The organism is Undibacterium sp. RTI2.2, assembly GCF_035018705.1.
Taxonomy (GTDB): Bacteria; Pseudomonadota; Gammaproteobacteria; order Burkholderiales; family Burkholderiaceae_D; genus Undibacterium.
Map to the genome: position 1 here is coordinate 1 of NZ_JASJXN010000033.1, position 20,713 is coordinate 20,713.

At 47.1% G+C, this 20,713-nt stretch carries 19 protein-coding genes; 8 read left to right on the forward strand and 11 right to left on the reverse strand.

The window, feature by feature from the left end:
• Positions 1–276: 276 nt before the first annotated feature.
• The gene (locus tag QN395_RS15975) at positions 277–1,668 is read left to right on the forward strand and encodes a branched-chain amino acid ABC transporter substrate-binding protein (protein ID WP_323492364.1); all 1,392 of its coding nucleotides are present in this window, start codon (positions 277–279) and stop codon (positions 1,666–1,668) included.
• Between the two features lie 136 nt (positions 1,669–1,804).
• The gene (locus QN395_RS15980) at positions 1,805–2,701 is read left to right on the forward strand and encodes a PhaM family polyhydroxyalkanoate granule multifunctional regulatory protein (RefSeq protein ID WP_323492363.1); all 897 of its coding nucleotides are present in this window, start codon (positions 1,805–1,807) and stop codon (positions 2,699–2,701) included.
• A gap of 202 nt (positions 2,702–2,903) precedes the next feature.
• Here the strand turns inward: QN395_RS15980 and QN395_RS15985 are convergent, their stop codons facing one another.
• The 8 genes from QN395_RS15985 to QN395_RS16020 all read right to left on the reverse strand — a co-directional run bounded on the left by QN395_RS15985 (position 2,904) and on the right by QN395_RS16020 (position 9,685).
• A complete protein-coding gene (locus QN395_RS15985; RefSeq protein ID WP_322120978.1) occupies positions 2,904–3,410 on the reverse strand; it encodes a nuclear transport factor 2 family protein in 507 nt (168 codons plus the stop codon).
• On the reverse strand, positions 3,407–4,174 hold the full coding sequence (locus tag QN395_RS15990) for an SDR family NAD(P)-dependent oxidoreductase (protein ID WP_323492362.1): 768 nt from the start codon (positions 4,172–4,174) through the stop codon (positions 3,407–3,409). Before QN395_RS15990 ends, QN395_RS15985 begins: the two co-directional genes overlap by 4 nt.
• Positions 4,171–4,749, reverse strand: coding sequence for a DUF3833 domain-containing protein (locus QN395_RS15995; protein WP_323492361.1), 579 nt, complete (start codon positions 4,747–4,749; stop codon positions 4,171–4,173). Before QN395_RS15995 ends, QN395_RS15990 begins: the two co-directional genes overlap by 4 nt.
• Before the next feature lie 99 nt (positions 4,750–4,848).
• Positions 4,849–5,442, reverse strand: coding sequence for a chalcone isomerase family protein (locus tag QN395_RS16000; protein WP_322120981.1), 594 nt, complete (start codon positions 5,440–5,442; stop codon positions 4,849–4,851).
• Entirely contained in the window at positions 5,439–6,677 is a 1,239-nt protein-coding gene (locus QN395_RS16005; RefSeq protein ID WP_323492360.1) for a cyclopropane-fatty-acyl-phospholipid synthase family protein, read from the reverse strand. Before QN395_RS16005 ends, QN395_RS16000 begins: the two co-directional genes overlap by 4 nt.
• Positions 6,674–7,486: a DUF1365 domain-containing protein gene (locus tag QN395_RS16010; RefSeq protein WP_323492359.1), complete on the reverse strand. Its 813-nt coding sequence runs from the start codon at positions 7,484–7,486 to the stop codon at positions 6,674–6,676. Before QN395_RS16010 ends, QN395_RS16005 begins: the two co-directional genes overlap by 4 nt.
• 3 nt (positions 7,487–7,489) lie before the next feature.
• Positions 7,490–8,800, reverse strand: coding sequence for an NAD(P)/FAD-dependent oxidoreductase (locus tag QN395_RS16015; RefSeq protein WP_322120984.1), 1,311 nt, complete (start codon positions 8,798–8,800; stop codon positions 7,490–7,492).
• A gap of 300 nt (positions 8,801–9,100) precedes the next feature.
• Positions 9,101–9,685 (reverse strand): glutathione peroxidase, encoded by a 585-nt coding sequence (locus tag QN395_RS16020; protein WP_322120985.1) that lies wholly within the window; start codon positions 9,683–9,685, stop codon positions 9,101–9,103.
• A 264-nt stretch (positions 9,686–9,949) separates the two neighbouring features.
• Here QN395_RS16020 and QN395_RS16025 point away from each other — a divergent pair, with 264 nt between their 5' ends.
• Positions 9,950–10,831, forward strand: coding sequence for a ferritin-like domain-containing protein (locus QN395_RS16025; protein WP_322120986.1), 882 nt, complete (start codon positions 9,950–9,952; stop codon positions 10,829–10,831).
• A 295-nt stretch (positions 10,832–11,126) separates the two neighbouring features.
• Positions 11,127–11,606, forward strand: coding sequence for a D-glycero-beta-D-manno-heptose 1-phosphate adenylyltransferase (gene rfaE2, locus QN395_RS16030; RefSeq protein ID WP_322120987.1), 480 nt, complete (start codon positions 11,127–11,129; stop codon positions 11,604–11,606).
• Positions 11,607–11,745: 139 nt separating this feature from the next.
• Here rfaE2 and QN395_RS16035 read toward each other — a convergent pair whose 3' ends face one another.
• The 3 genes from QN395_RS16035 to QN395_RS16045 all read right to left on the reverse strand — a co-directional run bounded on the left by QN395_RS16035 (position 11,746) and on the right by QN395_RS16045 (position 16,549).
• On the reverse strand, positions 11,746–14,562 hold the full coding sequence (locus QN395_RS16035; protein WP_322120988.1) for an EAL domain-containing protein: 2,817 nt from the start codon (positions 14,560–14,562) through the stop codon (positions 11,746–11,748).
• A gap of 540 nt (positions 14,563–15,102) precedes the next feature.
• Complete coding sequence (gene trmL / locus QN395_RS16040; protein ID WP_322120989.1) at positions 15,103–15,573, reverse strand: tRNA (uridine(34)/cytosine(34)/5-carboxymethylaminomethyluridine(34)-2'-O)-methyltransferase TrmL; 471 nt, start codon at positions 15,571–15,573, stop codon at positions 15,103–15,105.
• Positions 15,574–15,634: 61 nt separating this feature from the next.
• Positions 15,635–16,549: a ComF family protein gene (locus tag QN395_RS16045; RefSeq protein WP_323492358.1), complete on the reverse strand. Its 915-nt coding sequence runs from the start codon at positions 16,547–16,549 to the stop codon at positions 15,635–15,637.
• Here QN395_RS16045 and QN395_RS16050 point away from each other — a divergent pair.
• The 4 genes from QN395_RS16050 (at position 16,548) to QN395_RS16065 (ending at position 20,705) form a co-directional block, all read left to right on the forward strand.
• Positions 16,548–17,456: a methyltransferase domain-containing protein gene (locus tag QN395_RS16050; protein WP_322120991.1), complete on the forward strand. Its 909-nt coding sequence runs from the start codon at positions 16,548–16,550 to the stop codon at positions 17,454–17,456. The genes QN395_RS16045 and QN395_RS16050 overlap by 2 nt on opposite strands.
• A 303-nt stretch (positions 17,457–17,759) precedes the next feature.
• Positions 17,760–18,935: a cytochrome c oxidase subunit II gene (gene coxB / locus QN395_RS16055; RefSeq protein ID WP_322120992.1), complete on the forward strand. Its 1,176-nt coding sequence runs from the start codon at positions 17,760–17,762 to the stop codon at positions 18,933–18,935.
• A gap of 26 nt (positions 18,936–18,961) precedes the next feature.
• A complete protein-coding gene (ctaD, locus tag QN395_RS16060) occupies positions 18,962–20,560 on the forward strand; it encodes a cytochrome c oxidase subunit I (protein WP_322120993.1) in 1,599 nt (532 codons plus the stop codon).
• A 37-nt stretch (positions 20,561–20,597) separates the two neighbouring features.
• Positions 20,598–20,705 carry a cytochrome oxidase small assembly protein gene (locus tag QN395_RS16065; protein ID WP_322121675.1) on the forward strand — a complete coding sequence of 36 codons (108 nt, stop codon included), beginning with the start codon at positions 20,598–20,600 and terminating at the stop codon, positions 20,703–20,705.
• Positions 20,706–20,713: the final 8 nt, after the last annotated feature.

Here is a 20,713-nt window from a genome sequence, read left to right on the forward strand (position 1 = left end):
TGGCCGCTCCTTTCTCATCTATTTTGCGCTTCTCGCAATAAAATTACTCTCCGGTGTTTCGTTTTGCAAGAACCTCACTTATTAACTCAGGTACATACCTAAGATAGAGGTAGCAAAACGATCTTAGTTCATTTGCTCACATCAAGCTCTATGGTAAACGTTCTAGCGTCGACTTACGATGACTGTCGCCGTGTAAAATGTAAGCAAAGCACTATTGCTGATAGCAATATGGGTAGCAGAAATGATTCTGAGTAAGTATCAAAAATGAGGTTGTTGATGTTGTGTAGAACAAAAAAAGTTTTTCGCTGGATTGCCTTATTGGTCGTTCTGTTGTCAACCGCCATCATAGCGCAACCCGCCTTGTCGTCTTCTGACAAAGCTTTTAATGCAGCTTCTAGTCCACCTTCTAAATTATCCTCAGTGACGAAGGACAAAGTGCAGGCCGCGCCGATACGGATTGCCATGATAGACGGCATGAGTGGTGCTTTCAGCAATGCAGGTGAGGCCGTCGTGCGTAACTTGCAATTAGCGATAGAGCAGGTGAATGCGCATGGTGGCGTACGTTTGCCGGATGGCAGGCATCCGTTGAGTTTATCTACCTTTGATAATAAGCAAGGCGTGGAAGATAGCCTGACCTTGCTAAATCATGTTACCGATCAGGACATCCCGTTTATTGTGCAAGGTAATAGCTCCGCCGTAGCACTTGCTTTGGTGGATGCGATCAATAAGCATAACCAGCGTGTGCCGCAGCACCGGGTTTTGTTTTTGAATTATTCCGCAGTAGAACCAAGTTTGACGAATGAGAAATGTAGCTTTTGGCATTTTCGTTTTGATGCCAATGCAGATATGCGGATGAACGTGCTAACTGATGTGATCCGGGACGATGCGCATGCCAAAAAGGTGTATCTGGTGGGGCAGGATTATAGTTTTGGCAGGCAAGTAGCAAGCGCTGCGCGCAGCATGCTGGCGGCAAAACGTCCCGATATGACGATAGTGGGAGAAGACTTGCATCCGATTGGCAAGATCAAAGATTTCGCACCTTACGCCGCCAAGATCAAAGCCAGCGGTGCCGATACGGTGATCACTGGCAATTGGGGTAACGACCTGACATTGTTAATCAAGGCGGTGAAAGAGGCGGGCATGGACATCAAGTTTTATACATTTTACGCCAATGCTTTAGGCGCACCAGCCGCGATTGCTGATGCCGGCGTTGGTCGGGTACGTGCGGTGGCCGAGTGGCATCCCAATGTGGGCGGTGCTGAGAGTGATGCGTTTTATCAAAGCTTCCGCCAGCGCTACCCCGATCCGCGGGATGACTATGTGCATTTGCGTATGCAGGTGATGATCAGGATGCTCGTTACCGCGATTGAAAAAGCCGGGAGTGTAGAAGCCGCTGCCGTCGCCAAAGCCTTGGAAGGTGCCAGCTTTAAAAACGGTTTTCATGATGCCAGCATGCGTGCCAGCGACCATCAACTGATACAACCCCTGTATGTATCTGTGATGCAAAAACGTAGCGACTCTAGCCGCGGAACTTTAGATGTTGATGCAATGCGTGGTGCAGTGCGGTTTGATAATGAAGGCAGTGGTTATGGCTTTAAAACTGAGCGCTATTTCCCATCACGATTGACGGCACTGCCGACCTCATGCAAGATGAGTCGGTTCAACTGAATTTGATCTGCTGAATTTGACTCGGTAGATTTGACCCATTGGATGGATTCATATCCGCCGCATGTTCAAAAAACGATAGCACTACAGGTAGCAACACAGATAGCACTACGGATAGCAACACCATCAGGAGACCACCATGACTACCCCTTTTAATACCAGCGAGATTCCCGGTATGGCGTCGATGAATGACAGCTTGTCCTTCGTCAAAAATCTATGGGGCGGCATGCATATTCCAGGTATGGTCACGCCGACCGTGTCCATTGATGACTTAGATAAAAAAATCAAAGATCTGAAAACCGTAGAATCCTGGTTGACAGTCAATATGAACATGTTGCGCGGCACTATACAAGCACTAGAAGTACAGCGTGCAACGATTGCGGCACTCAATTCTTTAAGCGAGAGTTTCGCCAATACCATGAGCGCGGCAAGCGCGCCTTCAAGCTCACCCGAGGCAGTAAAGCCTACGCGTGACTACTGGCCTAATCCTCCCGCTGATTCTGGCAATAACAAAGGTAGTTCTGAAGCCGCGCCCATATTTACACCCACTCCGCCACCCGTTGTCAGCATGCCTTTGCCAGCAAGTGCGCCGCTTGCAGACCCGATACCCAATACCCCAGCACAGCACGCCACAGCAGAAGATGCCGCAGGTACTGATAGTTCGACCCGGTTTAGCAACCCGGCAGCCTGGTGGAACCTGCTGCAAGATCAATTTAAGCAAGCAGTCAGCAAAGCAATGGCAAGCGAACCGGAGGAGCCAACGCCTGAAAAAGCAGCGAAAAAAGCCACATCTACTTCAAGCAAGAGCGCACCTAAAAACTCAGTAAAAAAAGCACCGGGGAAGGTAGTAGCTGCAGCAGCGGCAACAACACCCACAGCCGCAGCGAAGAAAATTAAAGTCGTTAAAACCCCTGCCAAAACTACACCCGGCACAGCGACTAATGCCACTGTCGATAAATTAGCGAAGCAGTCGCCAGTCAAAGTCAATGCAGTAAAAAAGGTGACGGTAGCAGCAAAAAAACGCACTGCACCTTAAGTTTAATAAAGCTTGATGGCTGCTTAGCCCATGCTGATATAAATGCCATCAATTGCCAGACAAAGCCGCATATGCGCCATAAGTCATAGAAGAGTTTAAAATATACTGCCCCTATGTATATTTAATTGTCCATATAATCATTGGACAATAAGGCATATTTTATAAAAATGAGGGGGAGTATATTGCTTTGGCTCTGTCCAGATCAATTTCTGGCGGCGCGTTTTAATGCCCGCATCAGGCTTCCTAGTATCGGCAGCTTTTCATATAATTCTTCCGCTGCATCCCAGTAATCCCGGTGATAACTAACGCGACCGTCTTCCAAAAAACGTAAATGAGTCGCACCTTTAATGCGCTGTAATTCGCTGGAAAACCGTTTCATCGTGAACAAAAAATCCCAACTGATAAATGCCTCGTTGCCTTGCAAAATATGGGTGTGGACTTTAAACCGCGGCTGGTTCACTTGCGAGAACATGTGAGAAAAAATTTTGATAATAGCGGCCACATCTTGTACTTCATTAAATGGATCTTTGAAGTAAGCTTTTTCAGCATAAATCGCGCTGATTTGCTGGCTGCTATCGGGTGTGAGCGTCTCAAAAAAAACGATGAGTTTTTTCAACGCCTCTTCGTAGGTGACTACCTTATTCGCTAACTTATCCGCTACCTTAGTCGCGGTAAGAGTGTCAACGTCAGAAAAAGAGTTCTCGTTCATAGTCCGGTCGTTTTATGGATCAACGCAAAATACCAGCGATAAGGCAGCAAACGCGCAAACCTGAGCCAGTTCGTAAAGCGTTTTGGAAAATGGATATGAAACTGCCCTAATTCTATGCCAGCCACCAGCTCTTGCGCGGCAACTTCTGCCGTGATTAATGAAGGCATTTCAAAATCATTATCCGCAGTCAGCGGGGTTTTGACAAAGCCGGGGCTGATCAGGTACACCGCAATATTTTTAGGATGTAGATCAAAATACAGCGATTCACATAAATTGATAATCGCTGCTTTGGTCGGTCCATAGATCAGTGCTTTGGGCAGACCCGATAAACCCGCCACCGAGCCGACGATACCAATCCCGCCTTGCCCTTGTCGTAGCAAGGTCGGCAAGACGACATCCAGACAATTTAAGACTCCGCGCAGATTAAGATCGATCAGCTTATTCGCTGCAAGCAAATCAAATTCATCAGCCCGCATAGCGTTGTAACCGCCTGCTACTACCAGGACTAAATCTATCTTGCCCCATGTTTGTATTAAGTTGGCGTGTGCCTCAACCAAGGTCGCATGGTCGGTGATATCGACAGGCAAAATCATCGCCGCGCTATGACCTGCGGCTACTTGTTCCAATGTAGTTTTTTGCCGCGCCGACAGCGCCACATTGGCGCCTTTTTGCAGTAATAACTTGGCGGTCTCCGCGCCGATGCCAGTGGAGGCACCGATGACCCAGACATGTTTTCCGTGCCAGTCGCTTATGCGTGGATTCATTTGCTCTCACGTTTAGTAAAGGACAGAGTGACGCTACCTAGCGCGATGCCATACTTGCTCATCAGGGCACGGTTCAGCATGATTTTGTCGTCCATTAGTACCATCAGATCATCAAAATCAACATTGATAATTTTCCCGTCTACGGGCAAGGCGAGCACATAATTCCAATGCAAAGTATTACCCGAAATGACGCCTTTGGCTTCACCCACGACATCGGCTGCGGTGCCGACAAAAGTTGTTTCAGAGTTTTTTTTCAAAGTCCAGACGCGCTTTTGCTTGGTACCGTCTGAGTAAGCAAAATCTTCATCCAGTGTGCCGGTATCGCCATTCCAGTTGCAGTGCATGACGACGGTAAAACGTTTCACGATTTTTCCTGAGCGATCTTGGAACATACCCCAGGCATCAACCACACCGTTGAAGTAACGGGTCAATTCTAATGTTGGCTTTTCTGTTGCGTACATGGAGGGTTCAAAACTGCTGGCGCAAGAGCTCAGCAACAAGGCGACGGAGACACCCATGGCTAGCCGGCTGAATTTACTGAGTCCTTGCATAACGGAACGGGAAAATAGGTTCATCAGAATATCCTCGATAAATTAAAAATAGACCAAGCTTAGTGAGGCGGTTTTGTTGCTTTGGGATATGCCTTGATTACTGCATTAGCTGCATCAGCTATGTTAGCCGTTACTGCCAGCCAGCAATTTTTGGCGCAAATCCGGAGCAGTTGTTTTTTTGTCTAACCAGATGGAAAAAAAAGCATTCGCAAAATCAGCGTCTTTAATTTCACCCAATAACTTTCCATCTAAGTAAAACCGGGCTGCTTCGGCAGGTATAAAAATGCCGGTAATGTGATTACCTTCTTTTACATCAGGAAACAGTTTTCGCATTTGCTCCAGCCAGATTTTGCGCTGATCTGCCGTGCCTAATTTTAGCTTCTGAATCTCTTCAATACTCGCTTCGGCAATTTTGCTGCCCACCAGTGAGCGTGCATATGTCAAATCCAGGGCTAGCGGTTGCTGGCCTAATTTACCGCTGGCCTCGGGTGTATAGCCATCTTTGCCAACCCACAACTGAGCATCATAAACCGCAATTCCGAACCAGCGAAATGTGCCACTACCCAAAGCATGTGCTTGCGGGATTTCTTTTTTGATGTGCTCTGAGTCCGCCGCCATTGCTGCCATTGCTGTCATGGTCACCGAGCTAGCGAGTAGCAGTGGGCATAGCAACAAAAATAAAGCACGCAGTAAGCGTGATGGATGCGTGCGACTCATTTTTTCACCAAAGTGAACTGTGCAACATCAATACTATGAGCGCGGAAGCCTGCTTCGCAATAGGCCAGATAAAATTCCCATGTACGGAAAAATTCGTCGTCAAAACCTTGCGCCCTGATTTCTGTTAACTTGGCCATAAAGGCACTACGCCATTCTTGCAAAGTTCTGGCGTAGTCAAGACCAAAGGTAAAAGTATCAACGACTTCCAGACCATGTTCCTGCGCGTATTGTTTAAAGATTTGTATCGAAGGCAGCATGCCGCCGGGGAAAATGTATTGCTGAATAAAGTCTGTCCCTTTGCGATAACGGTCAAACAAGTCATCGGCAATCACGATACTTTGCACGCAGGCACGACCACCTTTTTTTAGATTGCGGCTGATGCATTCAAAATAGCTTGGCCAGTAAGATTCACCGACGGCTTCAAACATTTCAATCGAGGCGATTGCGTCATAATTACCATGAGCATCGCGATAGTCCTGGATGTGCAATTTACTTTTTTCATGCAAGCCGGCTTTTTGCAAACGCTCTTGCGCAAAATGGAGTTGTTCTGTCGATAGCGTCAGTCCGGTGACATGCGCAAATGCCTCAGTTGCTGCAACCTCTGCAAAACCGCCCCAGCCGCAGCCAATTTCCAGAATATTATCTTGTGGATGGACTTCTAATTGTTGCAAGATGCGGCGGTATTTTGCCAGTTGAGCATCATGCAAAGTTTCCACTTTATCGCCGGAGAATAAGGCGCTGGAATACGTCATAGAAGGGTCAAGCCACAGGCGATAAAAATCATTGCCGATGTCGTAGTGCGCATGAATATTTTTTTTGCTACCAGAGCGCGAGTTACGGTTTAAAAAATGCTTCACCCGATACAGCAAGTTACCCCACCACGTACCATAAATCACGGACTCTAACTGCTGACGATTGCGTGAAATCATTTCTATCAAAGCAGGTAGTTGTGGCGTACTCCAATTACCCGCAATGTAGCTTTCTGCAAAACCGATATCGCCAGATTTTAAGACCGAGCGGCAGAGCTGCCAATCTTTCATATGTAATTGAATTTTTGGATGATTGCCATCGCCAAAAGTCGCTACTTGCTGATCAGGAAATTGGATAGTCAGGCTACCGTGTTGCAGCTTATTGAGCAGACTAAGGACAAATTTTGCCTCTGCTGGAAACTCTGCTGTATTGATCGCTGCAGTTTGATCTTGGTCTGGGTTTAATGTTGGATGCAGGCTGCTCATCGGCTTACCTCTTTGGCAGGGGGAATAGGTTTAGAGAAAAATGGAACACGTTTTATCCAGAGATAAAGCGCTTGTAAATGGATGCGTGCGACGATACCGAAGGTAAGTAAGGGATAGCGCAGCAAAACCCACGCAACGAGTTGGTTGCTGAGAGAGTTTTCTCCACCGGCGATACTGGTCAATAACAAAGGTCCGGTGTCGTCGTCATAATCAATTCGTGCAACGTGCTGTAACCGAATTGCATCACCGATCTGGCGCGTCGCTTGCATAAAGCGAAAACGGTATTTGCCTTCTATCGCGCAAAAAGGGGAGACATGGAAGATTTTTTTTGCGCTTAATTCCTGGCCATATTTTTGTGCAGTACCAGTATCTAGCAAGTAAATATGTTTTTCGCCAAAGGTATTGCGTACCTCACACACGATGGCACGCAATTCGCCATCTTCGCGATGGCAAAACCAGAATGAGACTGGGTTAAATACATAACCTAATACCCTTGGAAAACTTTGTAGCCAGATTTCGCCCCTTGCATCAGTGATGTTTTCTGAAGCGAGTAAGTGATCAATCCACGCTAACAAGGCTTGCTGCCCATCGCCATGATCCTTATCGTAGAACGACATCAGATTAAAGCGATTGCGTGAGAACAGGCGACATCCGTTTTGGCTTGCGCTGACACTTGCATTTTCCATAGAGCGCAAAGGCACACGGATAAAAAATACCCCATAGTTAAAACGATTCGCCGCCGGACGCAAACGGTGATGCCGTACCTCTCCTATACAGAGTTGGATGGTAGCGGGTAGCTTGGTGTCCATGGTTCAGGCAGCCTTGCTAGTTTGTTGCTGATGCTGCGACAGCAATTGCTCTGCGACAGCTAAGCCTGATTTCAAGCCATCTTCATGAAAGCCATATCCAGTCCAGGCACCGGCAAACCAGGTGTGTGCCTGACCTTGGATTTGGTGTAAACGAGTTTGTGCTTGTATGGCCTTTTGATCAAACACCGGATGGGCATAATCAAAGCTGGCCAAGACTTTTGCCGGATCAGGTTCGCTGATCGGATTTAAGGTCACGATCACTGGTGTACTGAATGGTAAAGGCTGCAATTGATTAATCAGATAATGTACGCAGACCTTGGGTTCGGCACCGCTCTCACTTTGGTAATTCCAGGCCGACCAGGCTTTTTTTTGCTCGGGTAAAAAGCGGGCGTCGGTATGCAATACCGCTCTGTTGGGCTCATAAGTGACTGCCGATAAAATGGCCCGCTCATTGGTGGAGGCGTCTGCCAGCATGCGCAGGCTCTGGTCGCTATGAGTTGCTAAAACGACGTGATCAAATTCTTGCAAACCATCTTTGGTCTGGATCTGTACCGTCTTTTTGGGTGTGCGATGGACCGCCAGAACAGGCGTGTTTAGATAACGATTTGGTAGCTCTTTGAGCATTTGATCGACATAGTGTTTAGCTCCGCCTTTGACGGTTTGCCAGCGCGGTCGGTCATTGACTTGCAACAAGCCATGATTGTGGCAAAACTGTACAAACGACGACAAAGGAAAGGCCATCATCGCAGCGGTAGGGCAAGACCAGATGCAGGCCGCCATCGGCAGTAAATACCAGGAACGGAATTCTGCGCTGTAGTGATGCTTATCTAAAAAAGCGCCGAGCGAAAGCTGAAAATCATTATTACTGTTAGCTGATGCTGTTGCCGCTTCTTTCGCCGCATTGGCCAGCGCCGTAGTTTGCTTGTTAAAACGTAAGATGTCTCTTAGCATGCGCAAAAAGCCGGGGCTTAACAAATTGCGACGTTGTGCGAAAACAGTATCAAGATTGGCGCCCGCCCATTCCATCATCCGCTTGCCGATGGGCATTTTTACCGAAAATGACATGTCGGTAGCGACGGTTTCTATCTGAAGTTCTTTAAATAGCTGGACTAGATTGGGATAGGTTTTGTGGTTAAACACTAAAAACCCTGTATCGACACCATAAGTGCAGCCGTCTAGGGTCACATCTACGGTGTGCGTGTGTCCACCAAAATAATCATTGGCTTCAAACAAGCTAACGTGATGTTGCGCCTGGGATAAGCGATAAGCGCAAGAGAGGCCGGAGATGCCGGAACCGATGACTGCAATTTTCATCATATTCAAACAAGGAAGGTAGTAGTCTATTAATATAATTGCAAAGTTACTTTGCTTCTACTGTCTTTTACGCATGACTTGAGTAAACGGATTCAATTCCAATGATTTACCTACACAAAGACAATCTTTGATTCGCTGATCGGATTGCTGAATCTTTATGTTTAATTTCCACGTATAAAAATGGGCACGCTCTAGCGCACCCATATTTACAACGATACATTAATTACTGACCGATCTTTGCTATGACCCGTTCTTTATAGTTTTGCCCCTGATTATTTACTTTGCGACCCGCAATTAAGCTTATTGCGCCAACGCTTTTTCGATATCTGCGACCAATTTTTTATCGTCTGGCGTAGTCACGCTGGAGTAAGCCGCTACGACATTGCCTTTGCGATCGATCAGATATTTATAAAAATTCCATTTTGGTGTGGTGCCGGTTGCCTTGATTAATTCTGCATGCAAGGGATTGACGTCTTTTCCTTTGACCGATGATTTAGAGAACATCGGGAATTTCACGCCGTAGGTATTAAAGCAAAAATCGGCGATTTCCTTGCTGTTACCTGGTTCTTGCTGACCAAAATCATTGGATGGAAAGCCGAGCACAACCAAGCCTTTAGGATTATATTTGGCGTGTAACGCTTCCAAGCCTTGATATTGGCTGGTAAAGCCGCAGTAGCTGGCAGTATTCACAACCAGAGTCACTTTGCCGGCGTACTGACAAAGATCTTGTGGCGCATCGTCTTGTAAGCGGTTAAACGTATGGTGTAACACGGCAGGGCAACTTGCGGTAGTGTCTGCCAGTGCAGTATCCGGGATTGCAACGCTAGAAATGCCAGCAACCAAGCTGAATAATAATGCGCCGCTGATTTTGTGAGAATAAGACATACATGCTCCTTGATTACGATGACATCCAATTTGACTTGGTTTGCGTATCTTATATTAAGTTGAAAAATTCTGTCATACCCCAACATGAACAGAAAGTAGACCCAGAATTTGCACCATCTCAGAGTATGTTTTTGTGGATAAATCCTGATTTGCTCATCTGAGGAATGTCCCGCTTTCGATTTTTATTTGTCGTGAAGCAGTCATATCTGTCTGGTAAAATCGAGTAAATATTTTTATTTTTGCTGTAACTTTGTAAGGGTCATTATGCTTTACCCAGAACTGTTTAAATCCTTAGAGCAAGTCCGCTGGAACATGGATACCGACATCAAGTGGGATCAGTACGATGCTTCTAAGTTGACGTTGGAACAGGCGCAAACCATCAAAATGAACGCGATTACCGAATGGTCTGCATTGCCTGCCACAGAAATGTTTTTGCGTGATAACCGGGGCGACAGCGATTTTTGCGCTTTTATGTCCATCTGGTTTTTTGAAGAGCAAAAGCATTCTTTGGTCCTGATGGAGTATCTGCGTCGCTTCCACCCGGAATTGGTACCAACCGAGGAAGAGCTGGATAAAGTTCGCTTTGAATTTGATCCTGCCCCACCGCTAGAAACCCTGATGCTGCATTTTTGCGGCGAGATTCGCTTAAACCATTGGTATCGTTGTGCCTCCGACTGGCACACCGAACCCGTCATTAAACAAATTTATAAAATCATTAGCCAGGATGAAGCACGGCATGGCGGCGCCTATTTGCGCTATATGAAAAAAGCCTTGGGCGAAGCAGGCGATACTGCGCGTGCAGCTTTCGCCAAGATCGGCGTCTTGATGGCATCAGCCCGCCGCACGGAAAAGCCTTTGCATCCGACCAATTTGCATGTCAATCAATCGCTGTTTCCTAATGACACCATACAAAGCCGCTTGCCAGATCCTGATTGGCTGGAGCGTTGGTTAGACGGGCAAATTAATTTTGATATCGTGTGGGAAAAGAAAGTCATAGAACGTATTTTGCATAATATGTCGCTACTGTTTGAGCGTACTTTTGAGTCGGTACAAGATTTGAATCGCTATCGTAAGGAAGTGTCACAAAGGTTGGCTGCGAGTGACAATGCGGTGCTGGCGGCTGGCGTGGTGCCAGGCGCTGTTTAAGATTGATGGCTAGCCTCGGCTGGTCGTGAATCTGATTTGGTTTTACTAAAAATAGCTGCATTTTTTTGCGGCTATTTTTTATAAATATTTAATATACTCCCCATTATTTTTATAAAAAATGCCTTATTGTCCAGTTTTTATATGGACGATTAAAATATACATACTGGGAGTATATTGACAGTTGTTTGCAGGAATCGTGAAAATTATCTGGCACCAGGAGTCTTATCCGGTATCCGTTTTTATCAGCATTCTGCGTACTGACATTGGCCGATGGATTGAATCGATAGCAAAATAAATGGACTATTTCGAGAACAAAATCACCAGCTTCGCTGATCTGCAACAACGCGTCGCCGCCTTGCCAAAACCGGTCGTAATGACCAACGGTGTATTTGATATTTTGCATCGTGGTCACGTCACTTATCTGGCGCAAGCACGCATGTTAGGTGGTTCTTTGGTGGTGGCGGTCAACACAGATGCATCGGTCAGACGCTTAGGCAAGGGCGATGACAGGCCGGTCAATCAATCTCAGGACAGAATGGCGGTATTAGCCGCGTTGGAAGCGGTCAGCCTGGTCGTGGATTTTGATGACGACACTGCCTTGCAGGCGGTGCAACTGGCGCACCCGGACATCTACGTTAAAGGCGGCGATTACGATATGAGTGCCATCCCCGAAGGCCAGGCAGTATTAGCCTATGGTGGTCAGGTTGCTGCCATTGAATTTGAACATGATCGTTCTACCAGCCAATTATTAGCGCGAGTGCGCTCACAAAAATAAATAGAACCTGCGCAAGACGATTCAAGTTGTGTTGCAGCGCTCGCACTTAAATCGCGGTGGCGTTATTGCTCTGCGCGGCACATGCCATTTGCGTTGCTGCGAAGTGGTAGCGGTCTAATGGACAATCTGGGTTTAAACTTCAACCCGCCAGTAGCCGCTCAAAATCCTCCGGCGGTATCGGTCTGGAAAACAAATAGCCTTGCGCAAAATCACATCCGGCTTGCTTTAATAAGTCACGCTGCTCTTCGGTTTCTACACCTTCTGCAATCACTTTTAATCCTAGCTTGTGTGCCATGACAATAATAGCTTCTGCCAAGGCGCTATCGCTTGATCCTGGTGTCATGTTACGGACAAAGGATTGATCAATTTTGAGGTAATCGATGTCGAATTTTTTTAGATACGATAGCGAAGAATAACCAGTTCCAAAATCATCCAACGCAACTTGCATCCCTGCATCGCGGAACTGTAATAACTTATCGCTGACGAGGGTGCTGGCGTCCAATAGCAAGCCTTCAGTAATTTCGATAGTAATTGCCTGGCCGGGCAACTCTGCTTCATGCAAATGATTAATCCAGTTCGCATAACGAGAACCGTCGCGTTGGAATTCTACCGGTGATTGATTAATGCTGATTTGAAAATTCTTCTGCGCCGGATATAGGTTTCTCCAGCGTTGCAGCCAACGTACTGAGGCTTTAAAAACAGTCTCGCCAATATCAAAAATCAAGTCACTGGTCTCAGCAATGGCGATGAATTCCAGCGGGCTGATAAAGCCTCGTTGTGGGTGCTGCCAGCGTATTAAGGCTTCCGCTTTTTGGATGATCCCAGTGTTTAAGTCAATAATTGGTTGGAAATACACGGAGAGTTGCTGCTCTGCGATGGCGATGCGTAAATCGCTACCCAACCGCAGTCGCGCCAATGCTGCAACTTGCAGACTGGGTGTAAAGTAATTAAAACGATTGCGACCGGCATTCTTTGCTGCATACATTGCCTGATCGGCGTTCTTCAATAAGTCGTCTAGGCTGACGGCATCATCTGGATACAAGGTAATGCCAATACTGGCCGATAAAAACACTTCTTCGTTCGCCAGTTGAAAAGAGCTAGACATTTTTTTGATAATGCTTTGTGCGATCTGCTCTACGTCTTCCGGGTTATGTTGATCTGGAAGCGAAACAGTAAATTCATCGCCTCCTAATCGGGCGACTGTGTCGGATTCTCTGACGCAAGTGAGCAGCCGTTTGGCAGCTTCTACCAGCAGGATATCGCCGACAGAATGGCCTAGCGTATCGTTCACTTCTTTGAAGTGATCCAGATCAATAAATAGTACGGCTAGTGAGCGGCCATTACGCTTACTTTTCTTGATATCTTGCTCAAGCCGGTCATAAAACATGCGGCGGTTTGGCAACCCGGTCAGCGTATCGATATTGGCTTGCTGCCAGATCATGGCCTCGGCATTTTTACGCTCGGTAATGTCTAGGTGCGTACCTACCATGCGCAGTGGCTTTCCGTCATGATCACGCTCTACGATGGTACCGATGGATTGCAGCCAGCGCCATTCACCAGTGCGAGTTTTTTGACGAATTTCAACGCGATATTCGGGGATTTTTCCGGCTAGATAATCCTGGTAAATAGTACTTGCTTTATCTACGTCATCGGGATGCAGACGAGCGAACCAGGCGTTGCTGGTTTCATTCATTTCTGCAACGGTATAGCCAAGCATATTGGCATATTCTTCGTTGACGATGGTGACACCGGTTTGCACATTCAGATCGTACAAACCTTGATGATTTGCCAGCAGCGCCATGCGCAGACGTTCGGCACTTTCCTGCAAGGCGGTTTCTGCATTTTTACGTTCTGAGATATCGGTATGGGTACCGATTACGCGTACTGGCAAACCTTGGGCATTACGTTGTATGACGGTACCGCGGGTCAATATCCACTTCCAGGTACCGTCCTTGCATTGCACCCGATGTTCGTTCAAATAAATCGGCGTGAGGCCATCAAAATGCGCCTGACGGTCGGCGTACATTTGTGCCAGATCTTCGGGGTGAGTGCGCTTGTCTAGCTCTTCCGATAAGTCATTAATGTCGGTGCCGCCGTAGCCGTAGATTTCTTTCAGTCTTGGCGAGAGTATCTCTACCCCGGTTTGCGGGTACCAATCCCAGACCCCGTCGCCTGAAACTTCCAGCGCCATTTTCCATAGCTCTTCATTTTGCTTGTACTGTTCTTCGCTTTTCTTTTGCTGAGAAATATCCTGCACAAAAGCGTACACACCGCGTACGCCATCAATATCCATGTCTGGGTAGAGTTCTATCGTCACCCAGCGGTCATTGCCGGTGACGTATTTCATATACGTTTCAAAAGAGACAAATTCACCGGTGAGCGCGCGACTAAGATGAGGGAGTGATTTTTCAAATGCCTGCTCACCGACGACGACCGACACCTTCAGACCAATCACTTCGGTTTTATCGTAGCCAAACCATCGCTCATAAGTTTTATTGGCGAACTGGTAGCGATACTCTTTGTCGATATATGAGATACAGACAGGCAAGGCGTCAATCAGATTCATCAGATCATGATTCGAATTTTGAAAGCGTTGATTGACCTGTTTGGTAGTACTGATGTCTTCCACCATGCCGCGTACCGTACTGGCATGTTTGATCGCAGCGGCGTTGCTAAGTTGTTTGTCTGTATTTAGAATGCCGCGCTGTTGTAACCACTGAATTTCGCCTTTGGCGCTGGTCAGTTGGTATTCGATTTCGAACGGCGTGCCGTGGCGCACGGTGTTGTGCAAGGCATCTTGCAATTGCTGCCAGATATCGCTGGGATAGAAACTTTTAGCCTCAGCCTTGGAGAGCCGTGCTTTGCCGGGATCGCGGCCCATGATCGCGCACATCTGCGGTGACCAGACGAATTCTTCCGCTTCTTCATTCCAAGTCCATGTACCGACATTTTTCAATTGTGGCGCCTTATTGGTTGCTGTCCGGTCGTGCTCATTGGTGTTTCGCCATCATGCTTCAGTACGCTCAAGGGTCGCGGTCTGATCTTGCCGCATAAATATTAACGCGTCGCTTGGTAAATAGACATACTTTTTCAACTCAAACGATTTGTTGTTGCAGTTTGCCAAAACTAGCAGAGATAGTTGGGATGCCCGCCTCAGCTTGAATCTTGCTTTGGCTTGGGCGATGTTTATTCAAAACTATCTAACTTGTTGCAGCTTATTTGATCTGGTCCAAACTGACTAATGCGTTCCGTCATTGCTCGTTTTAATATCCGCTGAAAAAAGAAAACTGCTTTCTATGAGGTTATATATCGCATCAAACAAAGCGCGTTGTTTGCAATTTAGCGTCTATTTCTCAGGCTGAACTGTACCGGCAAGAAATACATACTCCTATGCAGTATTATTTGTTGTCCATATAAAGTATGGACAATCAGCCAATTTAGTGAAAAATGGTGGGGAGTATATGATTTCCTGCATCTTTAGACAGGATTTGGATGATCAGGCTCCGCCTGCAAAACCGTTTTGACGCCATGCCTCATACACCACGATGGCGACCGTGTTGGACAGATTGAGACTACGGTTGTCGGGGCGCATCGGTAGCCGTATTCTTTGCTCGCTCGGGAAGGAGGCGCGTAGCTCGGGCGCTAATCCGCGTGTCTCTGCGCCAAATACAAAATAATCACCTGGCTGAAACTGTACGGAGGCAAAGGTGGAGGAGCCATGCGTCGTCATCGCAAACATACGCGTCAGATCGGGTTGCTCTTGCTCTAAAAACGCGGCGTAGTTTTTATGTACTTTCATCGTGGCGTAGTCGTGATAATCCAGACCAGCCCGCTTCATCTTGCTGTCATCCAGCGGAAAGCCGAGAGGTTCAATCAAGTGCAACTGCACACCTGTATTGGCGCATAGACGGATAATATTGCCGGTATTCGGCGGGATTTCGGGTTCGACCAGAACGACGTGGAACAAGGTGATTTCCTTTCAGCAGCGCTTTTTGTGCCGCTATAAATATGTTAGTTTTGTTAGTGTATTAGTGGGGCAGGGTTCGGGCAAAAACATAATTGCTGATTCTACGTACGCCAAAACGTTTTAACACAGTAGCGATTTCATGCAGCGTGGTGCCGGTGGTCATGACGTCATCGACGATGCCGATATGCTTACCGTAAATTTGTTCGATCAATAGCTCGTTCGGGATGAAGGCGTTACGGACGTTTTTTTGTCTCTCATCAGGGTGCAGGCTACTTTGTTGGGCAGTGTTGCGGGTGCGTTCCAGCAAGTCGGGTAAAAATGGAATGCCAAGCTGACGAGATAAAGGTTTGCCAATTTCAACTGCCTGATTAAAGCCACGCTCAATCAATCTTTGCTGGCCTAGCGGCACCGCTGCCAGCAGATCAGGTAAATCGCCTTTAGCATCTTGAACAATCGCGTCGCGTAGCAAGTCGGATAATAGCGGCGCTAACATGAGCTGGTGTGCAAATTTGAGCGCCAGGGCTAATTGATCTACGGGCGCTACGTAATTGCAGGCGACGACAGTGTGATCAAAGCTGGGTGGGTTTGCGATGCATTCGCCGCAGCGCACTGCACCAGACGGTGTTTTTTCGATTGCAGCCGTCTGCGTGCTTTGCTCTATTTGATCTGATGATGTCGGTAGCGGTGTTAATAATGATGTTAGTAGCGGCAGCGCGCATTGGCTGCAACGCGATACGCTTGCAGTGAAAAAATCCTCATAACAATCGGTACAGATCAATTCAGATTTTCTTGCAGACTTGTTTGACAGATGCAGGCCGCATAACGCGCACGAGGACGGCAAAAACTGGACAGTTTTTGCGAGCTGTGTGCTGATGGTGGTCGCTATTTTGGCGAAATGCATAGATGGCATGCGGCGAATTGAATGACAAGCGTGTAAACTCTGCGCATTATCGCACCCCCTCACACTGATTGCCATGCTCAGCGCCCCCATTGATTTAAGTCGTGTTCGTCGTTTGTTTGCCGATCCCAAAAAACTGGCGGGATCAGAATTTTTGCGTCGCGAAATCGCTAGCCGTATGCGGGAAAAATTAGAGCTGGTAAAAATACAGCCAGAACGTCTTTTGGATGCTGGTTGTGGTGAGGCAATCGATCTGATTCATATGCAGAGTTTGTTTCCGCAAGCGCATTTATTGGGGATTGACGCATCGCTGCCGATGTTAAAGGCGGCGGCTGACAAACAAGTTGCAGCACAGAGTGCGGTTAGTCGCCTGTTTGCCAATTTGTTGCCTGCGGGTTTGCGCTCAAGTTCCCGTGCGAGCTTGCTCTGCGCCGATTTTGCCCGTTTGCCGGTAGCGGCGAATACCGTCGATCTGGTCTGGTCGAATCTTGCTCTGCATTGGCATCCGCAACCCGATTTGGTCTTTGCTGAATGGCGACGGGTGTTGCGTACCGAAGGTTTATTGATGTTTTCTTGTTTTGGGCCAGATAGTCTGATCGAATTGCGTCAGGCCTTTGCAAAAATTGACGGATTGCCGCATACCTTGCCTTTTGTCGACATGCATGATTTTGGCGATATGCTGGTGAATGCTGGTTTTTCTACACCAGTGATGGATATGGAAAAAATCACTCTGACTTACAGCGATGTCGAAAAACTGTTTGCCGATGTGCGCGCCTTGGGCGGCAATCCTCTTCTTACACGGCGCCAGGGCTTGTTGGGCAAACATGATTATCGTCGTCTGTGCGACGCATTACTGCAGATGCGCGGTGCCGATGGCAGAATTCCGCTGACATTTGAGGTGGTATATGGCCATGCATTCCGGCCAATACCCAAAAAATTAGCATCAGGAGAATCCATCATTCGATTGGATTTTCCCAAAAAGTAATTTGGTGTAGCGAAAATATTTTATAAATTTACCGAAAATAGCAAATTTTAAGTGTCGTAATCTAGGCTCAATTTGCGCTTAATATTGGCGATTTGAACCGCATTCCGCTTGATATACCGCGGCTTTACGCCTTATACTCTCGCAGTTGTGGAAGTTGCCATCATGCATTGACGATCATTGTTGAGTTAGAACACTAAGATATAACTTGAAGATGTAGTAAGAGTTCAATAGGGATTCAGTAAGCGCGTGTTGCAAATTAGGCACTTCTGTTAAAAGCATTCTAATGGGTTTTTTGGGGAAATCATGAAATACGCGAAGCGATTACCGTCGTTAATGCTTGGTGCCTCGCTCCTGGCGGCAGGTATGCCATCATGGGCAGTGGTGGATAGTCAGGGCGGTCCTGCAGTGATGCAGTTGAACTTGCAGACACCAGTGACGCAGATAGCATCACAAATTTATTCACTGCATAATTTGATGCTCGTGATTTGCCTGGTTATTTTTGTGGCTGTTTTCGGCGTGATGTTTTACTCGATTTTTAAACATCGTAAATCAGCAGGTCATAAAGCGGCGACTTTCCACGAAAGTACCACCGTCGAAATTCTCTGGACTATCGTTCCATTCGTTATTGTGATCGCTATGGCTTTGCCAGCGACTAGAACAGTAGTAGCAATGAAAGATACGTCCAACGCAGATATCACGATCAAAGCAACTGGCATGCAATGGAAGTGGGGTTACGACTATCTCAAAGGCGACGGCGAAGGGATTTCTTTCTTGTCCACGCTGGCAACTCCAAGATCCCAGGTCGGTTCTCCTGGCGTCGCTCCCTCTGAAGCACGTGGTGACAACTACTTGTTAGAAGTCGATAACGAAGTGGTCGTGCCGGTCAATAAAAAAGTTCGCCTGATTACGACTGCGAACGACGTCATTCATTCCTGGACTATCCCTGCATTTGGCGTAAAACAAGATGCGATTCCTGGTTATGTTCGTGATACCTGGTTTAAAGCAGAAAAGACCGGTACTTACCGCGGTCAGTGCGTAGAACTGTGCGGTAAAGAACACGCGTTCATGCCTATCGTCGTCAAAGTCGTCTCTGATGCAGACTATAAAGTCTGGGTGGATGGTAAGAAAAAAGAAATGGCTGCAAAAGCAGACGACCCAAGCAAAGTCTGGACAGTGGATGAGTCCAAAGCGCGTGGTGAAAAGATTTATGCTGCCAATTGCGTAGCTTGCCACCAGGCTAATGGTAAAGGCGTACCAGGCGCATTTCCCGCCTTGGATGGTTCTGCCGTTGTGAATGGCCCTCGCGCCGGACAAATTGATATTTTGCTCAACGGTAAAAATAACAAAATGCCTGCATGGAAATCAGTTTTGTCAGATACAGAAATTGCTGCTGTAATTACTTACACGCGTAATAGCTGGTCGAATAAAGCCGCCGAAAATATCGTTCAGCCAGCAGAAGTGCTCGCTGCTCGTAAGTAATAGCATAGTAAGAACAGGAGAAACTGATGAGCTCTACTACAGTCGCGCACGCTCACGACCACGCACATGACGATCACGCTCATGACCATCCACATGGCTGGCGTCGTTACTTATTTGCGACCAATCATAAAGATATCGGTAATTTGTATCTGTGGTTCGCATTCACGATGTTGTTGTCTGGCGGTGTCTTAGCACTGATTATCCGTAGCGAATTATTTCAGCCTGGTCTGCAATTAGTTCAGCCGGAATTTTTTAACCAACTGACGACTATGCATGGTCTGATCATGGTGTTCGGTGCGATTATGCCGGCTTTCGTTGGCTTCGCTAACTGGATGATTCCGCTGCAAATCGGCGCGTCTGATATGGCGTTTGCCCGTATGAATAATTTCTCATTCTGGTTGATGCCTCCTGCTGCATTGTTACTACTAGGCTCGTTTTGGGTTCCAGGTGGTGCAACTGCTGCCGGCTGGACATTATATGCACCGCTGTCCACGCAAATGGGACCTGGTATGGATATGGCGATTTTCGCTATTCATATCATGGGTGCTTCTTCGATTATGGGTTCGATTAACATCATCACGACAATTCTGAACATGCGCGCTCCTGGCATGACTTTGATGAAGATGCCGATGTTTTGCTGGACCTGGTTGATTACAGCTTATTTGCTGATCGCTGTAATGCCTGTACTGGCTGGTGCGATTACGATGACACTGACTGATCGTCATTTCGGTACGTCGTTCTTTAACGCTGCCGGTGGCGGTGATCCTGTGATGTACCAACACATTTTCTGGTTCTTCGGACATCCAGAGGTGTACATCATGATTCTGCCTGCGTTTGGTATCGTCTCGCAAATTGTTCCCGCCTTTGCCCGTAAGCCTTTGTTTGGTTATGCCTCCATGGTCTATGCAACATCGTCCATCGCGATTTTGTCTTTCATCGTTTGGGCGCATCACATGTTCACAACAGGTATGCCAGTAACAGCGCAGCTGTTCTTCATGTATGCCACGATGCTGATCTCGGTTCCTACAGGCGTGAAGGTATTTAACTGGATTGCGACAATGTGGAGAGGCTCTATGACTTTTGAGACGCCAATGCTGTTCGCAATCGGATTTATCTTTGTATTTACTATGGGTGGTTTTACTGGTTTGATTCTGGCCGTAACGCCAATTGATATCCAGTTACAAGACACCTATTATGTGGTCGCTCATTTCCACTACGTATTAGTTGCTGGCTCTCTGTTTGCCTTATTTGCTGGATACTACTACTGGAGTCCGAAATGGACTGGTTTTATGTACAACGAATTACGTGGCAAGATCCATTTCTGGGGTTCGCTGATTTGGTTTAACGTCACCTTCTTCCCTATGCATTTCTTAGGGCTGGCAGGTATGCCGCGCCGTTACGCAGACTATCCTGCTCAATTTACTGATTTCAACCAAGTTGCCACAGTTGGTGCGTTTGGATTTGGTTTGATGCAAGTTTATTTCCTGTTTGCGGTCGTTATACCTTCCATCAAAGGTGGTAAGCCAGCGTTGGCAAAACCTTGGGATGGCGCAGAAGGTCTGGAATGGACAGTTCCAAGTCCAGCTCCTTTCCACACGTTTGAAGAACCACCAACCGTAAAATAAATTGGAGTAGAGCGTGTTCATCGCGCTCTTAAAAATAATGAGTAATAACAAGAAGGCCAATAACACTAGAACAGGGTTGATTCTGTTCACTGTTGCCTTAGTATTTTTTGTTGGTGTTATCGTTAAACAATCGTTTTTCCGCTAAGGCTAGCT

Excerpts from the sequence above, each read along its gene's own strand:
- QN395_RS16010 (WP_323492359.1), bottom strand. The coding sequence starts at position 7,486 with ATGGACACCAAGCTACCCGCTACCATCCAACTCTGTATAGGAGAGGTA.
- coxB (WP_322120992.1), top strand. The coding sequence starts at position 17,760 with ATGAAATACGCGAAGCGATTACCGTCGTTAATGCTTGGTGCCTCGCTC.
- QN395_RS16000 (WP_322120981.1), bottom strand. The coding sequence starts at position 5,442 with ATGAGTCGCACGCATCCATCACGCTTACTGCGTGCTTTATTTTTGTTG.
- QN395_RS16020 (WP_322120985.1), bottom strand. The coding sequence starts at position 9,685 with ATGTCTTATTCTCACAAAATCAGCGGCGCATTATTATTCAGCTTGGTT.
- QN395_RS15985 (WP_322120978.1), bottom strand. The coding sequence starts at position 3,410 with ATGAACGAGAACTCTTTTTCTGACGTTGACACTCTTACCGCGACTAAG.
- rfaE2 (WP_322120987.1), top strand. The coding sequence starts at position 11,127 with ATGGACTATTTCGAGAACAAAATCACCAGCTTCGCTGATCTGCAACAA.
- QN395_RS16015 (WP_322120984.1), bottom strand. The coding sequence starts at position 8,800 with ATGAAAATTGCAGTCATCGGTTCCGGCATCTCCGGCCTCTCTTGCGCT.
- ctaD (WP_322120993.1), top strand. The coding sequence starts at position 18,962 with ATGAGCTCTACTACAGTCGCGCACGCTCACGACCACGCACATGACGAT.
- QN395_RS15990 (WP_323492362.1), bottom strand. The coding sequence starts at position 4,174 with ATGAATCCACGCATAAGCGACTGGCACGGAAAACATGTCTGGGTCATC.
- QN395_RS15995 (WP_323492361.1), bottom strand. The coding sequence starts at position 4,749 with ATGAACCTATTTTCCCGTTCCGTTATGCAAGGACTCAGTAAATTCAGC.
- QN395_RS16065 (WP_322121675.1), top strand. The coding sequence starts at position 20,598 with ATGAGTAATAACAAGAAGGCCAATAACACTAGAACAGGGTTGATTCTG.
- QN395_RS15980 (WP_323492363.1), top strand. The coding sequence starts at position 1,805 with ATGACTACCCCTTTTAATACCAGCGAGATTCCCGGTATGGCGTCGATG.
- QN395_RS16050 (WP_322120991.1), top strand. The coding sequence starts at position 16,548 with ATGCTCAGCGCCCCCATTGATTTAAGTCGTGTTCGTCGTTTGTTTGCC.
- QN395_RS16045 (WP_323492358.1), bottom strand. The coding sequence starts at position 16,549 with ATGGCAATCAGTGTGAGGGGGTGCGATAATGCGCAGAGTTTACACGCT.
- QN395_RS15975 (WP_323492364.1), top strand. The coding sequence starts at position 277 with ATGTTGTGTAGAACAAAAAAAGTTTTTCGCTGGATTGCCTTATTGGTC.
- QN395_RS16025 (WP_322120986.1), top strand. The coding sequence starts at position 9,950 with ATGCTTTACCCAGAACTGTTTAAATCCTTAGAGCAAGTCCGCTGGAAC.
- QN395_RS16005 (WP_323492360.1), bottom strand. The coding sequence starts at position 6,677 with ATGAGCAGCCTGCATCCAACATTAAACCCAGACCAAGATCAAACTGCA.